Source organism: Desulfurispirillum indicum S5, from assembly GCF_000177635.2.
Taxonomy (GTDB): domain Bacteria; phylum Chrysiogenota; class Chrysiogenetes; order Chrysiogenales; family Chrysiogenaceae; genus Desulfurispirillum; species Desulfurispirillum indicum.
Window position 1 is genome coordinate 1,463,596 of the sequence record NC_014836.1, and the last position, 15,318, is coordinate 1,478,913.

Consider the following 15,318-nt stretch of genomic DNA (forward strand, 5'->3'; position numbering starts at 1 on the left):
CCAGAAGCTGTAACAGGTGCCGGCGATCACCATGTGACTCCTGCTTCCGCCTTCCTCCTGGCATACTGACGACAGAGGGTGAGAAAGTCACTGACCTGTGGAGGCTGTGCGTCGCCAGTCCAGTGGTGTATGATGCTGGTCGCCAGTGCCGGGGGAGCCGCAATGCCATGTTCCACGAGTGGCTGCTGTCCCATCTTCTGTACAATTCCCTTTGGCAGAAGCGTGTAGCCCATACCTGCAGCGGCACACGCCAAGAGAGTCTCCAGGGACCCAAATTCCAGGATTTTACCTACAGTCACCTGGTTCTGGAGGAGGTGCTGCTCAAGAAACTCCCGATATGAGCAGCCTCGGCGGAAAGCAAGCACTGTGATGCCTCCCTTTGTGTCCGCTTCCTTCTGCTTCCCCACGATACACATGGGCTCCATCAGGAATATCTCGGTATGCAAAGCCTTTGCATCGGATCCTCTGGCATTGACAAAAGCGCAGTCGAGTTTCTGCCCTGCTGTCTGTTGCTGCATTTCTGCTGTTGTGCCGGTGACCAGTTCCAGTCGAACCTGGGGATGCTGCTGGTGAAAGGCCAAAAGAATTGATGAAAGGTGCAAGGCGGCACAGGATTCTGTTGAACCGATAGTAAGCTTCTGCTCAAAACGGCTCTGTTGAATATGCGACCGAGCTTCAGCCTGAAGCTCGAGGATTTTCAGTGCATAGGGCAAAAGGGCTTGACCGGCTTCCGTGATGGTCATTCTGCGATTCTTACGCCAGAACAGTGGCTTCCCCAGGCTCTCTTCCAGCCTGCGTATGCGTGTGGTCACATTGGACTGCACGCATCCAAGCTCAGACGCCGCCCTGGTAACACTTCCAGTCTTTGCTACCGTGATAAAGGTTTCCAGCAGATAGTGCTCCATACCCCCTCCGTGAATCATTACTTATGATAGAATTCATCTAAACATTTCATTTGACTGAACGAAAGTCAAGGGGTAGCTTACGGTGAGTGACACCAGAGAGGAAAGAGCATGGCCCCCTTAACTTCATTTTATAACAGTGCTTTATGGGTCATTCTTGGCGGTATTGCCAGCCTGTCCCTGGCCATAGGGGTTGGGCGCTTCGCCTTTACCCCCATACTGCCCATCATGCAGGAGGCGGTTGGCTTCGGCACGGACTTTGCCGGCATGCTGGCCTCCGCCAACTACGCAGGCTATCTGGTTGGAGCTATCGCCTTTGGCTATGTGTCGCCAGCCAGACGGCTGCTCTGTTTTCGCATCAGCCTGCTGTTGTGCGTGCTCCTGACAGGCCTGATGGGAGTAAGCGACACCCATGGAATCTGGTTTGTCCTGCGGGCCATCACTGGCCTGGCCAGCGCTGGGGTATTTGTGCTCGGCTCTGTTCTGGTGTTGGATCGACTGAACACCATGGGCTACACCAATGCTGGTGGCCAGATATTCGGCGGTGTCGGAGTGGGTATCGTCCTGACAGGACTGGCCGTACCGGCCCTGGATTTGCTTCTTGGCTGGCAGGGCGCGTGGATAGGTACAGCCTTCCTCAGTCTCGTGCCGCTGCTGCTGGCATGGGTGTTTGTGCAGCCCCAGGCTCTTTCTGCCGTTCCTGTCACCAAAACCCTGAGCCGTTCTTACAGGCTCACCGCTGGCGGCGCTCCCATGATGCGCCTCTGGGCCGCCTATTTCTGTGAAGGGTTTGGCTATATCATTTCGGCTACATTTCTGGTAGCTATCCTTCAGCAAAAGACAGGATCAGCCTTTGTCAGCCAGTCGGCATGGGTACTGGTGGGAACCGCTGCCGCCGTGTCCACCCTGTTCTGGCCACGCTTTGGTGCCCGTTTTGGGTTTGTTAAAACACTGATCGTCGCACACGGCGTTCAGGCTGTGGGTATAATTCTGCCCGTATTTTTCAGCCATGCCTGGGCAGCGTATGTCGGCGCACTCTGTTTTGGCGGCACCTTCATGGGGATCGTGGGCATGTCACTGATCTATGGGCGCACCCTGGCCAGCGGTGGACAGGTGGTGGGCTGGCTGACGGGCCTGTTCAGCCTAGGACAGATTATCGCCCCTGTGATTGCCGGATTTATGGCGGCCAGCAGAGGGAACTTCGATGGCCCACTGATCATGGCTGCCCTGGTTGTTGCAGCAGGTACCATCCTTCTGTGGCCCGACAGAAATCGTGCCTGAACACCTGACTTTTCCAGTAGCTGATTCAGCTATTCACTCTTTTTTGAGGAGGCCATATGCCATTTGTCAACATCCGCATCACCAGAGAAGGCGCGACCAGGGAACAAAAAGAACAACTCATTGAGGGGGTTACCAACCTGCTGGTTGACGTGCTGGGCAAAAATCCCAAGACCACCTTTGTCATCATCGATGAAGTGGAAACGGATAACTGGGGGGTTGGTGGGGAGTCGGTCACGACGTTGCGTGCCAGAACTTAGTGTCAGACGACAGAGGCCCCGTCACGAATCCGGCAGACGGGGCCTCTGTTGGTTTTTTACACTCATTCTCGAGTTTTATTCTGTCAGGCGACTGAAACTCCAGTATCACTCGATATGGATACCCAGTTCGCGATATTCTTTGATCTTGTTCAGCAGGGTGCGGCTGGTGATTCCCAGCATATCAGCCGCCTGCTTCCGATTCCCGCTGCACTTCTCCAGCGTTTGAAGAATCAGACGCTTCTCCATCTCATGGACACTGGTACCCACCTCAATCAGCAGGGGGTCATCGTCGGCCAGCGCTGGCATACATCCTTCTTCCACGGACTGCGCCTGTTCCACGCAAACCGTTTGCCCCTCGTCTCCTGCGGTGGGTATATCCAGCAGGGTGCCGTGAAGAAAGAGGTTACCCGGTGTCAGTGTCTGAGTCCGACAGATGACCACAGCCCGTTCGATGATATTCTCCAGCTCACGCACATTGCCATGCCATTGATGATTCATCAGAGCGTTCATGCCTTCCGGGGTTACAGCGGTAATACTCTTGCTGTTCTTCCGGTTATATTTGGCGATAAAGTGGTCAACCAGAAGCGCGATATCCTCCTTGCGCCTACGCAGCGGAGGGATATGCAGGGGGATAACGTTCAGGCGGTAGTAGAGATCTTCGCGGAAGGTCTTTTCCTTGATGCTCTCCTGAATATCGCGGTTCGTAGTGGCTACAATGCGCACATCCACATTGATGGGCTTTGAGCCACCCAGTCGATCAACTTCCCCTTCCTGGAGTACCCGCAAGAGCTTGGCCTGCAGGTGAAAGGGCATTTCCGTGATTTCATCCAGCAGCAGGGTTCCACCATCGGCCATTTCAAACTTGCCGATCTTGCGGTTGGCGGCTCCGGTAAAGGCACCCTTTTCGTAGCCGAACAGTTCACTTTCCAGCAAATTATCGGGGAGTGCTGCGCAGTTGACAGCCACAAAAGGCTTATCCTGCCGATTGCCTGCGTAGTGGAGAAGACGTGCGAAGAGCTCTTTCCCGGTACCCGATTCGCCGTTCACCAGCACGTTGGCGGAAGAGCTGGCCACATCGGTGGCAAGATGAATGAGTTCTTCCATGCGTTTGCTGCGGGTGATGATGGTCGGTGCTTTATGGTTGGCGGCAGCTTCATTTTTCTGAGCTGGTGCTGGTGTGTTTTGCTCCAGGGCGCCGTGATACTGAAAAACCCTTTCCAGGGTGGACTCAATGACTTCAGGCGAAAACGGCTTCATGATATAGTCAAACGCGCCGGATTTCATGGCATCCACTGCGGTGTTTACCGTGGCGTACGCGGTCATCAGCACGATGGGCAAACCGGGTTTTTCCTGCAGTGCCTTTTGCAGAAACTCCATACCATCCATGACCGGCATGCGCAGGTCGGTTATAACGGCGTCAATGGAATTGTTCTGTAACTTGCTCAGGCCATTGTTGCCATCAAAGGCAGTTATGACTTCATAACCGGCACGGGTAAGGGTTTCACGCAAAGCGAGCCGCATCTGGTCTTCATCGTCCACCACAAGTACCGTTTTTATTGACTGGGTCATGCCTCTCTCCACTGCAATTTGTTTCAAGATAGCATATTTACAAACCTTTGCCAATAAAACGAGCCTGTCACAATGGCGACAGGCTCACCCTTTGACCGCTTTGCGATCTTTACTGAATGGTCACTTTGCGGGCTTTTTCCTTTTCTGACTTTGGTACCCGCAGCCGCAGTTCACCATCTTCATAGACAGCGTGAATCCGGGAAAGGTCGTATTTACGGCTCACACGGAACTGACGGGCATAGTTCTGAAGAAGAAATTCCTGATGACGGTATTCACGTTCGGCGCTGGAAATACCTGTGGTTGAGACGGAGAGCATGTCGCCTTCAGCATGAATATCCAACTGACTTCGCTTGACTCCTGGAAGCTGAAAGATCAGATGCAGGCTGTCATCATACTCCAGCACATCGACGTGTGGGGCTATGGTGTTGTCTGTTTTCAGTGAAGCCTCAAGCTCTCCCTGCTGATTGTGTTGTTCAATATTACTCATGGGTCACCTCCTGGTGCGCGTTGTGCTGGATTCAGGCAGAAATTTCGATCTTGCGTGGTTTCGCGTGTGCTGCTTTAGGAATAGCTATGGAGAGAATGCCATCCTCATAGGAGGCTGCTATGGCATCTATTTCCACATCGGCCTTCAGGGCAACATTGCGCTTGAATTTCCCGTAGCGGCTTTCAATACGACTGTACTCCAAACTGTCTCCCTGGAGCTGCTTGCGCTCGAACTCCAATGTCAGCATGTTCTGGTTTACAGAAATATCAATGTCCTCCTTGCGCACTCCGGGACACGCCACATCCACATGGAAACTGTTGCTGTCCTCCCAGATATTCAGGGCAGGATACCCGTGTGGTGAGCCGCTGCGCCTGCTGGCTGGAACTGCCATGGGAGTAAGGTTCCCAAAACCGCGCATCAGGTTGTCCATTTCATCAAAGATATCCACATAACGCATAAGGTCCTCCTCTAAGGATATTTGCAGATGGCAAAAAAAAACAGTTCTGCAAGCCTGATCTGCAGAACTGTTGCCAGATTATTATCCCTTTGAAAAAAGCGTGGTTACAGCAAAACCGTCTGCGCCTGCCACGGAAATGCTACGTTGCAGCCAGTGGCAGGCGTTGCATTCACATCAGCGCGGGTGTGCTTCTGTGGTGTTATAGGTATAGGAACGTACACGATTGTCAGCGCCAAACCGAACCACCAGATCTGAAGTGGAGGAATCGCCCAGAAGGCGATACTGATACCGTCCATAGGTCCATGTGCGATAACCGTCTTCCACTCCGGTACGCCAGGGCGTGCCAAACATTTCCAGAATCTCACCCTGGGAGGTCTGACCGATAATAATGTCGTTGACCCGCTCCTGGGGCCATGGTTTTCCGACCGTGGCACATCCTCCTGCAAAAAGAATCAGCGCCATAAGAGCTACAAGAAGCCGAGATTTCATGATTATTCCTCCTGAACAGTAATTTGCAGCCTGCGTCAACAGGTAATGCAGGCAAAGCTTTTATTCTATGGTATGCTCTAGACAGAAAAAATTCCCGTGAAATTTTACGATATCCGGAGGGCTGCCATGCCATCTTCAACATTTTCCATTATTCTGACTGTGCGTGATTATGAATGCGACTTTCAGGGCATCGTCAACAATGCGGTGTACATGAATTACCTGGAGCACGCGCGCCATGAATTTGTCAAAAGTCGGGGGCTCGATGTGGTGAAACTGGCTCAGGAAAACATCAATCTGGTGCTGGTGAAAGCGGAAATCGAATATCGCGCATCCCTGCGCAGTGGAGATACCTTTCGGGTCAGCGTTCACATGGAGCCGATTTCACGCGTACGCTTTCTCTTTGTCCAGCAGATCCACCGGCAAAGCGATGGCAAGCTGATCATCGATGCCTGTATGACCGGAGCCTCCATTGACGAATACGGCAAACCCAAGGCATTTGATGAAATCACAGCTTTGTTGGTCAGGGATTCCTGTCAGCCTGACCCGGAAGCCTAATTTCCGGTTTTTTTCCGGGGCAAGCTTTGCTAGTATCCAAAGGTTTGCTCCTAAAGTCTCTGATAAAGGTGTCTGTATGAACTTTAACTCCATAGCTCTGCAAGCTCCCCAGTTCCTGTTGCCAAACCAGAACATCGACCTGTGTCGCTGGACAGTCATAGCCTGCGATCAATATACGTCTGAACCGGAATACTGGGAGACCGTGAACCAGTATGTCGGTGAACATCCATCAACCCTGCACATCACCCTGCCCGAAATATATCTGGATAAAGCCGCAGAGATGACACCCCGCATCCAGGACAGGATGGAGCAGTATCTCAGGGAAGAGGTTCTTCAACCCTGGGGACCGGGTTGGATACTCCTGCAACGCCAGCTTAAATGCGGGCGCAAGCGCCACGGACTTCTGGTGGCCCTGGACCTGGAGCAGTATAATTTCAGCCCCACCAGCACCAGTCTGATCCGTCCCACGGAAGGCACCATTGCCCACCGTCTCCCCCCTCGCATGGATATCCGCCGCCAGGCTCCCCTGGAAGTCTCCCACATCATGGTGCTCATCGACGACCCCCGAAATACTGTCATCGAACCTCTTTGCCATAACCAGCGCACGCCATTATACGACTTTGACCTCATGCTGGACAGCGGCCGTGTCAGCGCCTTTGGCGTCAATGATCGCCTGGAAATGCAGTCCGTGGCAGACGCTCTGGCCAGGCTCACTCACCGTGACAGCCAGGGAAGTGCACTGCTCTATGCCGTCGGTGATGGCAATCACTCCCTGGCGACAGCCAAAGCGCTGTGGGAAGAGGTGAAAAACAGCACCCATGATCTTGAGTCGATTCAGGAGCATCCAGCCCGCTTTGCCATGGTAGAGCTGGTGAATCTCCACGACACCTCACTGGTGTTTGAGGCCATCCACCGCGTGCTCTTCGGAGTCGACCCTCACCATCTGCTCAAGGCCATGGAAACTTATTTCGGCCGCAAGAATATCGACGCTCACTTCATCAACCAGGACTTCCCCCAGGATATCAGTGAAAAGTCCATGGCGATGCTTGCCTCCAGTTCACCGCAGTGCCATCGGATTCCTGTCATCTGGCAGAACTCCTCTGGCATTATCGAGATAACGCCACCGGACACCAAACTGGCCACGGCATCGCTGCAGAACTTCCTGGACGACTATCTTGAGCGTGAACTGAATATTGATCTGGACTATGTCCATGGCGCGGAGGCTGTAGCCACCATCGGCAGCCGACCTGGCAACATGGGATTTTTCCTGCCGCCCATCGACAAACAGAGCTTCTTCCCTTCGATCCTTCAGGATGGTCCTTTTCCCCGCAAAACATTTTCCATGGGAGAGTCCCATGAAAAGCGTTTCTATCTGGAGTGCCGCCGGATACGCTGAGCGTATCCGGCAAAACACAGAAGTGGTTGAAACCACTGATAAGAGCATCGCTTGAAAAATTTCTCATAATCCCCCTTAAGTTTCCTCCCGGCGTTTCCGAAAAGCTTCCCAAAGGCAAGGATGCCAAACGAAAACTATCAGGGAGGATAGTGCCATGTCGATGTCTGTACTGTATAACAACCTGCCGTCTCTCAATGCGCAGAATAATCTGCGCGTCAATTCCAGTGCCCTTTCCAACTCCATTGAACGACTCTCTTCCGGACTGCGCATTAACCGTGCATCCGACGACGCCTCGGGACTTGCCATCTCCGAGAAAATGCGTGGTCAGATCAGCGGTCTGAACCGTGCTGTCGCCAATGCTCAGGATGGTATTTCTCTGATTCAGACTGCTGAGGCTGCTCTGAACGAAACCACTGCCATTCTGCAACGTATGCGTGAACTGGCTATTCAAGCCGGTAACGGAACCATGACGTCCGATGATCGCCAGCACATTCAGCGTGAAGTTGATCAGCTGAAGCACGAAATCGATCGTATCTCCACCTCAACCGAATTCAATACGAAAAAGCTGCTCAATGGCGATGCCACAGCACGCTGGAGTACCTCCAACCCCAATCTGATGGAAGCCGTCATCCGTGACCGCGTGGTTTCCGGCAACTATCAGCTGGACGTCACCGCCAAGGTGGGCAAAAACCAGGTGCTCAAGTCCAACATCATGGCCCTGCGCGAAGGCGCCTTTGCCGGGGATGTGCTGACGGCCAATGGCGTAGCCTTGACCGGCCAGACAAATTCTTCCGGCATTGCCGGCATCTATGCCGCCGAAGGCGTACGTACCGGTGGCATCAATGAGCGCACCTATGTGGTAAACGTACTTTCCAACCTTTCCGGTGGCGGTGCTAACGTCATCAGCGGTGTTTCCACTCTTGGCGGAACCGATGGCGTGAATACCCTCACCACCGGTGGTGTCGGAGTCAACGGTTTCTATCAACAGTCCGGCTCAAACTGGGGCATCGCATCTACCGGTGGCTTTGGTCCCATGGGTAATGTTGATGGTATGAATCGATTTTCGTCCGCTGGTGCCTTTGTCGTATCCGGCTACCACGGTTACGTGGAGATCGAGTTCATAAAGGACATGCACCTCTCAGCAGGCGCGAACGTCAGCGATGCTGCCCGCGTGCGCTTCATCGACGTCAAGACCGGAGAACCCACTGCCTGGACCACCATTGATATCGCTGGTGGCGAACTGGAGCTGGACTCAACAGCCATATTCGGCGCCGGTGCAAACTTCGCCCTTATCGATGGTTCCATGATCAAAACCGGCGACAAGATGCTGTTGAGTGTCGACGCTGCCCGCAGCCTTACCGCAGCGACCGTATCCCTTGGAAATGGCGCTTTCAAAATTGACGAGCGATACCTGAATGAAGTGGGAACCGGATCCGTGGTACACAATCGCGGAGCTTACTACATCATCACCACTGGAACCACCACCGGCTCAGGCGATGGCCTTCAGAATGTTGTCATCAGTCAGGGGAACCTGACTCACGAGTACCACCTGGCACAACTTGATGCTTCAACGGGTGCTGTTACCATTGGCGCCATTAGCCTGGATTTCAATGCGTCGGCTACAGGAACCCAGACCGATGACTCCCTGGCCATGGAAATCCGTGGAACCGGTGGTCTGGCTTCATCCTACACCAGGCTCAGGGATATTGAGGTATTTATCACCCCTGATGGCCCCAGTGTTTTTGAGACAGCCCAGAAGCTGACCATCTACGGAAATGGCAAATCTGCCGACGTGTACCTGGAAGGCAATGATACCATAGCTCGCCTTGAAGAAAAGCTGACCAAAGCCATTACCCAGGATCTGGGGATCACCATGGGCAACGTCAGCACCGATAATCGCGTGGTGGATTTCATCACGAAAGGTTCCGGTGTCGCAAACTCCGATGCCGCCGTTGACGGCACCATGGTCATTCGGTCCCTCTTTAATGGTGCCCAGGGCGAGCTGGCCTTCGTCGCCGACCAGAAACTGCTGGACGCTCTGAACCTGGCAGAAATTCAGGAAGCCGAAGAAAACCTCTACAGTGTCACCGTACGTGACGCGCACACCGGCAGACCCGTCGGCAGTGATGTGGTAGGCGATGGCGTCATGAAAGACACCATCCAGGGTGTGGATGTGCACTTCAAGGGAAATATCGGCATAGGCGCTTCCTTCAACGAAACGCTGCAGAAATTTGACTTCACTGCCGACACAGATCCGGCAACCATGTATCTGCACCTGGTGGACTCTTCCATGAGCTTCCAGATTGGAGCCAACGAAGGCCAGACCATGCGGGCCAACATTGCCCAGATCGATGTGAAATCACTCGGACTGGAGAATGTCTACCTTGTCAGCCAGGAGCTGGCCCAGGAGGCCGTAGGACGGATTGATAAGGCCATAACTCAGGTTTCCAGCGAACGGGCCAAAATGGGTGCCATCTCCAACCGACTGGACCATACCATCAACAGCCTCAGCATTGCCGCAGAGAACCTGCAGGCTGCTGAATCCCGTATCCGTGACGTAAACGTGGCCAAGGAAATGTCCCAGTTCACCCTCAATCAGATGCTTACCCAGGCAGCCCAGAGCATGCTGGCCCAGGCCAACGCCATGCCTCAGGGAATCATGCAACTGCTGGCATAACAGAGACAGACAGTACCATCGACCGGTGATCCGGGGAGTCGGCAGCTCCCCGGACCTCCCCGGGCGAGGAAAGAGTCTGTCCGCCAGGGCTTTTTTCCCAGAAAGCCCTGACCGCCGGACTCTTCGGCAGAAATCGCTAACCCGCAAGTCCTCTCAGCCTGGTTCCCAGGCGCGTTAAAGAGAGGCAGGATAACTGACAGGAGGTGTTGCAGACAGAGAATCAGGACAGATCTCGCAAAGGCCTGAACCAGTGGAGAGACGGCAAAAACCGCCCCACAGGCAAAGGCACATCACAGCTCTTCAAGGATGAAGAGCACACCAGGTGCTGGTACCACCTGAACAAATCACGGAGGATATTGTCATGTCCAGTGTTATCTACAACAACATTCCGTCTATCAATGCGCAGAACAACCTGCGCGTCAATTCACAGAACCTTTCACAGTCCATTGAGCGCCTGTCTTCGGGTCTGCGCATCAACCGCGCTTCCGACGACGCCTCCGGTCTGGCCATCTCCGAGAAGATGCGCGGACAGATCCGCGGCCTTGACCGCGCTGTCGCCAACGCCCAGGACGGCATCTCCCTGATTCAGACCGCAGAAGGCGCTCTCAACGAGACCACCGCCATCCTGCAGCGTATGCGTGAACTGAGTGTTCAGGCCGCCAACGGCACCCTGACCTCTGACGACCGCCAGCACATCCAGCGCGAAGTGGACCAGCTCAAGAGCGAGATCGACCGTATCTCCACCTCCACTGAGTTCAACACCAAGAAGCTGCTCAATGGTGACGCCACCGCACGCTGGAGCACTTCTGACAGTGACCTCATGGAAGCCATCATCCGCGATCAGGTCATCACCGGAAACTACAAAATCGATGTCACCGCCAAGGTGGGCAAAAACCAGGTGCTGAAGTCCAACATCATGACCCTGCGTGAAGGCGCCTTCGCCGGTGACGTGCTCACCCTGGCCGGTGTTTCGGTCAGCGCGTCCGTCAACTCCTCCGGTATTGCCGGCGTCTACGCCGCCGAGGGTGTGCGCACCGGTGATATCACCGACCGCACCTACCTGGTCAATGTGGCCACCACATCGGAAATCGGCGCGTCCTTTAACGGTGATTCAATCTTAACTCTTGCCAGCATCAGCAGCGGAAGCATGGCCATCAATGGCACCTACCAGCAGGCAGGATCAAACTGGTCCGTTCTGAGCAATGGATCAGGAGAACTTGAAAACCATAATGGCATGAATGTTTTCGCCACCCATGGGGGTGTCGTCACGGGATACCATGGCTATATGGAAATCGAGTTCCTGCAGGATGCCCACCTGACCACTGGTGGTTCCGATGTCACCGGCGCTGCCCGCGTACGCTTTATCAGCGTCACTACCGGTGAAGCCGAAGCCTGGGCCACCGTCAACATCGTTGACAATGCCCTGAGCCTTGGTGGACTGGATCAGTTTGACGCCGGTGCCCAGCTGCTCTTCAACGACGGCGCCATGATCAAAACCGGTGATAAGATGCTGATGAGTATCAACGGTGAGGTGGATGCCGCACGGATTGACGGCAGTGCAACCGGTGGTGCCGGCGGTGCTTTCAAAATCGACGAGCGCTACTACAATGAAGTGGGTTCCGGCTCTGTTGTACAGAATATGGGCGCCTACTACATCATCACAAACGGCACTTCTGATGCCGGTGGCATGCAGAACACCGTCCTCAGCGAAGGCCCCAAACAGCACCAGTACCATATGGCCCAGATGGACGCCAATACCGGCTCCGTCACCATCGGCTCCATCACCCTGGACTTTGCTGCCAACCAGACTGGCACGCAGCATGACGATCAGGTGAACATGGAAGTGCGCGGTACGGGCGGACTGGCCTCTGCCTACACCAAGCTCAAGGACATCGATGCCTTCATCACTCCCGATGGCACCAATGTCTTCGACACTTCCCAGAAGCTGACCATCTACGGTAACGGCAAGTCTGCCGATGTGTACCTGGAGGGCAATGACACTCTCGCCCGTCTGGAAGAGAAGCTGATCAAGGCCATCACCAAGGATCTTGGCATCTCCATGGGTAACACCACCACTGACAACCGCGTGGTTGACTTTGTGGGCAAGGGTTCATCCGTTGAAAACAGTGACGCTGCCGTGGAAGGCACGCTGCTGATCCGCTCCCTCTTTAACGGTGCCCAGGGCGAGCTGGCCTTTGTTGGCGAGCAGAAGCTCATCGATGCCCTGAACCTCGATCAGGTACAGGCATCCGAGGAGAATATCTACAACGTGCGGGTCACCAATGCCCACACTGGCCGCCCCGTCGGCAGTGACACCGTTGGAGACGGCGTGATGAAGAACATCATCCAGGGCGTGGATGTGGCCTTCAAGGGCAACATCGGCGTTGAAGCTTCCTTCGATGCAGCAAAAGCTCGCTTTGAGTTCACGGCCAAGACCGATCCCGACACCATGAACCTGCACCTGGTGGATAACTCCATGAGCTTCCAGATTGGTGCCAACGCGGGTCAGACCATGAGCGCAAATATCGCCCAGATCGATGTGAAGTCACTGGGCATCGAAAATGTCCTCGTGGTAAGCCAGGAGCTGGCCCAATCAGCCATCACCGACATTGATAAAGCACTGGGCATGGTTTCCACCGAACGGGCCAAGATGGGTGCCATCTCCAACCGTCTGGATCACACCATCAACAGCCTCAGCGTCGCCTATGAAAACCTGCAGGCTGCAGAGTCCCGTATCCGCGACGTGAACGTGGCCAAGGAAATGTCCCAGTTCACCCTCAACCAGATGCTGACTCAGGCTGCCCAGAGTATGCTGGCCCAGGCCAACGCCATACCTCAGGGCATCATGCAGCTCCTGCGATAAACCATGGACGGTTTCGCAGTCACACCACATCATTCGGACCAGGCAGGGTTCAACTGATGAAAGGCCGGGGAGTTCTCCCCGGCCTTTTTTTTATCTGATATCACAAAACGACTAGTTGAGTCATAAGGATAACCCGCAAGCGCCCCCGGGTTTTCCCTCCTGTTTCAGACGCGTAAGCTCCTGTCGCATTTGAATTTCCTCGGCCCAGCGCTCGGTTTCATCCCTGACTATGGCTCCAATCGCCTCAGGAGTACCGCACTCATTGCTAAGGACCACTACCGTAAAAGCGATAGAGAGCGCACGACCTTTCTGATCAATGGCTGGTACCCGCAGTACTGTGGTGCCATACCGGGTAATCCCGGTAGCCATCGTCTGGTGATACCCTTCCCAATGGCGCTGGCGAAAGCGTTCTGGAATGATAATATCCAGAGATTGGCCCAGGGCTTCAGTTTCACTGAAACCGAAAATACGGCCAGCCGAAGCATTCCACAAGACAATATTTCCAGCGCGATCCGAGGCCAGGATGGCATCACCTGCCTGCTCGACAAGCTGTTGAAAGCGGTTGTCACGGCTCATGATCATACTCTTGCGTGACGGTGTTTATCGCGTCAGCTGACGGTACTTGATGCGGTGTGGACGCTCAGCTTCCGGGCCCAGGCGCTTCTTGCGATCAGCTTCGTATTCACTGTAGTTGCCTTCAAACCAGATCACCTGACTGTCGCCTTCAAAGGCCAGGATATGGGTCGCAATGCGGTCCAGAAACCAGCGATCGTGGCTGATCACCACGGCACAGCCGGCAAAATTCTCCAGAGCTTCTTCCAGAGCGCGCATGGTGTTCACATCCAGGTCATTGGTGGGTTCGTCAAGGAGGATGACGTTGGCACCTTCCTTCAGCATTTTTGCCAGGTGAACCCGGTTGCGTTCGCCTCCCGAAAGGTTGGCCACCTTCTTCTGCTGATCGGCCCCGGAAAAGTTGAAGCGGGCAACGTACGCCCGTGAATTCACCAGCTGATTGCCGAGTTTTATCTGTTCCTGTCCATCGCTGATGACATCCCAGATGCTCTTGTTGCCATCCAGTTGGCGGCTCTGGTCCACATAGGCCAGCTTGACGGTTTCACCAATGCGGATGCTGCCGGTGTCAGGTTTTTCCTGTCCGCAGATCATGCGAAAAAGGGTCGACTTCCCCGCTCCATTGGGACCAATAACACCCACAATGCCACCGGGGGGCAGGGAGAAGGAGATGTTTTCCATGAGTATGCGGTCTTCGAAGGCTTTCGTAATGCGGTCTGCTTCGATGACTTTATCGCCCAGCCGTGGCCCAGGCGGTATGTAGAGCTCCAGATCCTTGGCTCTTTTTTCGCCTTCTTCGCTGAGCAGCTTTTCATAGGCGCTGATGCGTGCCTGGCTCTTGGCGTGACGGCCCTTGGGGGACATGCGTATCCACTCCAGTTCGCGTTCCAGGGTTTTCTGACGATTCGATTCCGACTTTTCCTCAAGACGCAACCGCTCCTGTTTCTGCTCAAGCCAGGAAGAGTAGTTCCCTTTCCAGGGGATACCTTCGCCACGGTCCAGTTCAAGAATCCAGCCGGCCACGTTATCGAGGAAGTAGCGATCATGGGTTACGGCAATAATTGTCCCTTCGTATTGCTGCAGGTGATGTTCCAGCCAGGCGACGGATTCCGCGTCAAGGTGGTTGGTGGGTTCATCCAGCAGAAGAATATCTGGTTTTTGCAGCAGGAGACGGCACATGGCGACCCGCCTTTTTTCTCCGCCGGAGAGGACACTGACAAGAGTATCAGGGGCGGGGCAGCGCAGGGCATCCATGGCCATTTCCAGGCGCGAGTCGAGATCCCAGGCGTTCAGGGCATCCAGCTTGTCCTGAACCACTGCCTGGCGATCACACAATTTGGTCATCTCGTCATCGCTCATGGGTTCAGCGAATTTGAGATTGATTGCTTCAAATTCCTTCAGCAGGTCCACCGTTTCCTGGGCTCCTTCCTCCACCACCTCGCGTACGGTTTTGGTGCTGTCGACCAGGGGCTCCTGTTCCAGAAGGCCAACGGTGTAGCCGGGAGCAAGAACGGTTTCGCCATTGAAGTCCTTGTCCACGCCTGCCAGTATACGCAGCAGGGTACTTTTTCCCGAGCCGTTCAGGCCCAGTACTCCGATTTTTGCGCCGTAAAAGTAAGAGAGGGAAATGTCCTTCAATACTGGTTTTTTATCGCGAAATTTACTGACCCGGATCATGGAATAAATGATTTTGTTCGCCTCTGTGCTCATGGTACGTCAGCCTCCAACAGAAAATTCAACATCATGCAGACACTTCAGGCATCATACCATTCCTGGCTCTTACTCCCGAGGGTATCTACAGGAATCAGGATAGCA

13 protein-coding genes are annotated in these 15,318 nt (G+C 54.4%); 6 read left to right on the forward strand and 7 right to left on the reverse strand.

Annotation, left to right across the window (positions count from 1 at the left end; all coding sequences use genetic code 11):
* Positions 1-26: 26 nt before the first annotated feature.
* Entirely contained in the window at positions 27-905 is an 879-nt protein-coding gene (locus SELIN_RS06890; protein ID WP_013505944.1) for a LysR family transcriptional regulator, read from the reverse strand.
* Between the two features lie 108 nt (positions 906-1,013).
* Here SELIN_RS06890 and SELIN_RS06895 point away from each other — a divergent pair, with 108 nt between their 5' ends.
* Together SELIN_RS06895 and SELIN_RS06900 are read left to right on the forward strand one after the other, a co-directional pair.
* Positions 1,014-2,183 carry a YbfB/YjiJ family MFS transporter gene (locus tag SELIN_RS06895; protein ID WP_013505945.1) on the forward strand — a complete coding sequence of 390 codons (1,170 nt, stop codon included), beginning with the start codon at positions 1,014-1,016 and terminating at the stop codon, positions 2,181-2,183.
* A gap of 56 nt (positions 2,184-2,239) precedes the next feature.
* Positions 2,240-2,440: a 2-hydroxymuconate tautomerase family protein gene (locus SELIN_RS06900; protein WP_013505946.1), complete on the forward strand. Its 201-nt coding sequence runs from the start codon at positions 2,240-2,242 to the stop codon at positions 2,438-2,440.
* A gap of 105 nt (positions 2,441-2,545) precedes the next feature.
* On the opposite strand, the gene SELIN_RS06905 is transcribed toward SELIN_RS06900, so the two are convergent.
* The 4 genes from SELIN_RS06905 to SELIN_RS06920 form a co-directional block, all read right to left on the reverse strand.
* Positions 2,546-4,009 (reverse strand): sigma-54-dependent transcriptional regulator, encoded by a 1,464-nt coding sequence (locus SELIN_RS06905; protein ID WP_013505947.1) that lies wholly within the window; start codon positions 4,007-4,009, stop codon positions 2,546-2,548.
* A gap of 109 nt (positions 4,010-4,118) precedes the next feature.
* Positions 4,119-4,496, reverse strand: a complete 378-nt coding sequence (locus SELIN_RS06910) for an Hsp20/alpha crystallin family protein (protein ID WP_013505948.1) — start codon at positions 4,494-4,496, stop codon at positions 4,119-4,121.
* Positions 4,497-4,527: 31 nt separating this feature from the next.
* Positions 4,528-4,953, reverse strand: a complete 426-nt coding sequence (locus tag SELIN_RS06915; protein WP_013505949.1) for an Hsp20/alpha crystallin family protein — start codon at positions 4,951-4,953, stop codon at positions 4,528-4,530.
* 174 nt (positions 4,954-5,127) lie between these two features.
* Positions 5,128-5,442 (reverse strand): hypothetical protein, encoded by a 315-nt coding sequence (locus tag SELIN_RS06920; RefSeq protein WP_013505950.1) that lies wholly within the window; start codon positions 5,440-5,442, stop codon positions 5,128-5,130.
* Positions 5,443-5,568: 126 nt separating this feature from the next.
* Here SELIN_RS06920 and SELIN_RS06925 point away from each other — a divergent pair, with 126 nt between their 5' ends.
* The 4 genes from SELIN_RS06925 to SELIN_RS15445 all read left to right on the forward strand — a co-directional run bounded on the left by SELIN_RS06925 (position 5,569) and on the right by SELIN_RS15445 (position 12,933).
* The gene (locus SELIN_RS06925) at positions 5,569-5,997 is read left to right on the forward strand and encodes an acyl-CoA thioesterase (RefSeq protein ID WP_013505951.1); all 429 of its coding nucleotides are present in this window, start codon (positions 5,569-5,571) and stop codon (positions 5,995-5,997) included.
* 76 nt (positions 5,998-6,073) lie between these two features.
* Positions 6,074-7,393 carry a DUF1015 domain-containing protein gene (locus tag SELIN_RS06930; RefSeq protein ID WP_013505952.1) on the forward strand — a complete coding sequence of 440 codons (1,320 nt, stop codon included), beginning with the start codon at positions 6,074-6,076 and terminating at the stop codon, positions 7,391-7,393.
* 154 nt (positions 7,394-7,547) lie between these two features.
* Positions 7,548-10,070: a flagellin N-terminal helical domain-containing protein gene (locus SELIN_RS15440; protein ID WP_013505953.1), complete on the forward strand. Its 2,523-nt coding sequence runs from the start codon at positions 7,548-7,550 to the stop codon at positions 10,068-10,070.
* A gap of 361 nt (positions 10,071-10,431) precedes the next feature.
* Positions 10,432-12,933 carry a flagellin N-terminal helical domain-containing protein gene (locus tag SELIN_RS15445; protein WP_013505954.1) on the forward strand — a complete coding sequence of 834 codons (2,502 nt, stop codon included), beginning with the start codon at positions 10,432-10,434 and terminating at the stop codon, positions 12,931-12,933.
* A gap of 120 nt (positions 12,934-13,053) precedes the next feature.
* On the opposite strand, the gene SELIN_RS06945 is transcribed toward SELIN_RS15445, so the two are convergent.
* Both SELIN_RS06945 and ettA read right to left on the reverse strand, forming a co-directional pair.
* Positions 13,054-13,509, reverse strand: a complete 456-nt coding sequence (locus SELIN_RS06945; RefSeq protein ID WP_013505955.1) for a PAS domain-containing protein — start codon at positions 13,507-13,509, stop codon at positions 13,054-13,056.
* A 24-nt stretch (positions 13,510-13,533) separates the two neighbouring features.
* A complete protein-coding gene (gene ettA / locus SELIN_RS06950; protein ID WP_013505956.1) occupies positions 13,534-15,213 on the reverse strand; it encodes an energy-dependent translational throttle protein EttA in 1,680 nt (559 codons plus the stop codon).
* Positions 15,214-15,318: the final 105 nt, after the last annotated feature.

What these genes read in the sequence shown, in the direction of transcription:
- SELIN_RS06890 (WP_013505944.1), bottom strand. Translation starts at nt 905, where the DNA reads ATGGAGCACTATCTGCTGGAAACCTTTATCACGGTAGCAAAGACTGGA.
- SELIN_RS06895 (WP_013505945.1), top strand. Translation starts at nt 1,014, where the DNA reads ATGGCCCCCTTAACTTCATTTTATAACAGTGCTTTATGGGTCATTCTT.
- SELIN_RS06900 (WP_013505946.1), top strand. Translation starts at nt 2,240, where the DNA reads ATGCCATTTGTCAACATCCGCATCACCAGAGAAGGCGCGACCAGGGAA.
- SELIN_RS06905 (WP_013505947.1), bottom strand. Translation starts at nt 4,009, where the DNA reads ATGACCCAGTCAATAAAAACGGTACTTGTGGTGGACGATGAAGACCAG.
- SELIN_RS06910 (WP_013505948.1), bottom strand. Translation starts at nt 4,496, where the DNA reads ATGAGTAATATTGAACAACACAATCAGCAGGGAGAGCTTGAGGCTTCA.
- SELIN_RS06915 (WP_013505949.1), bottom strand. Translation starts at nt 4,953, where the DNA reads ATGCGTTATGTGGATATCTTTGATGAAATGGACAACCTGATGCGCGGT.
- SELIN_RS06920 (WP_013505950.1), bottom strand. Translation starts at nt 5,442, where the DNA reads ATGAAATCTCGGCTTCTTGTAGCTCTTATGGCGCTGATTCTTTTTGCA.
- SELIN_RS06925 (WP_013505951.1), top strand. Translation starts at nt 5,569, where the DNA reads ATGCCATCTTCAACATTTTCCATTATTCTGACTGTGCGTGATTATGAA.
- SELIN_RS06930 (WP_013505952.1), top strand. Translation starts at nt 6,074, where the DNA reads ATGAACTTTAACTCCATAGCTCTGCAAGCTCCCCAGTTCCTGTTGCCA.
- SELIN_RS15440 (WP_013505953.1), top strand. Translation starts at nt 7,548, where the DNA reads ATGTCGATGTCTGTACTGTATAACAACCTGCCGTCTCTCAATGCGCAG.
- SELIN_RS15445 (WP_013505954.1), top strand. Translation starts at nt 10,432, where the DNA reads ATGTCCAGTGTTATCTACAACAACATTCCGTCTATCAATGCGCAGAAC.
- SELIN_RS06945 (WP_013505955.1), bottom strand. Translation starts at nt 13,509, where the DNA reads ATGAGCCGTGACAACCGCTTTCAACAGCTTGTCGAGCAGGCAGGTGAT.
- ettA (WP_013505956.1), bottom strand. Translation starts at nt 15,213, where the DNA reads ATGAGCACAGAGGCGAACAAAATCATTTATTCCATGATCCGGGTCAGT.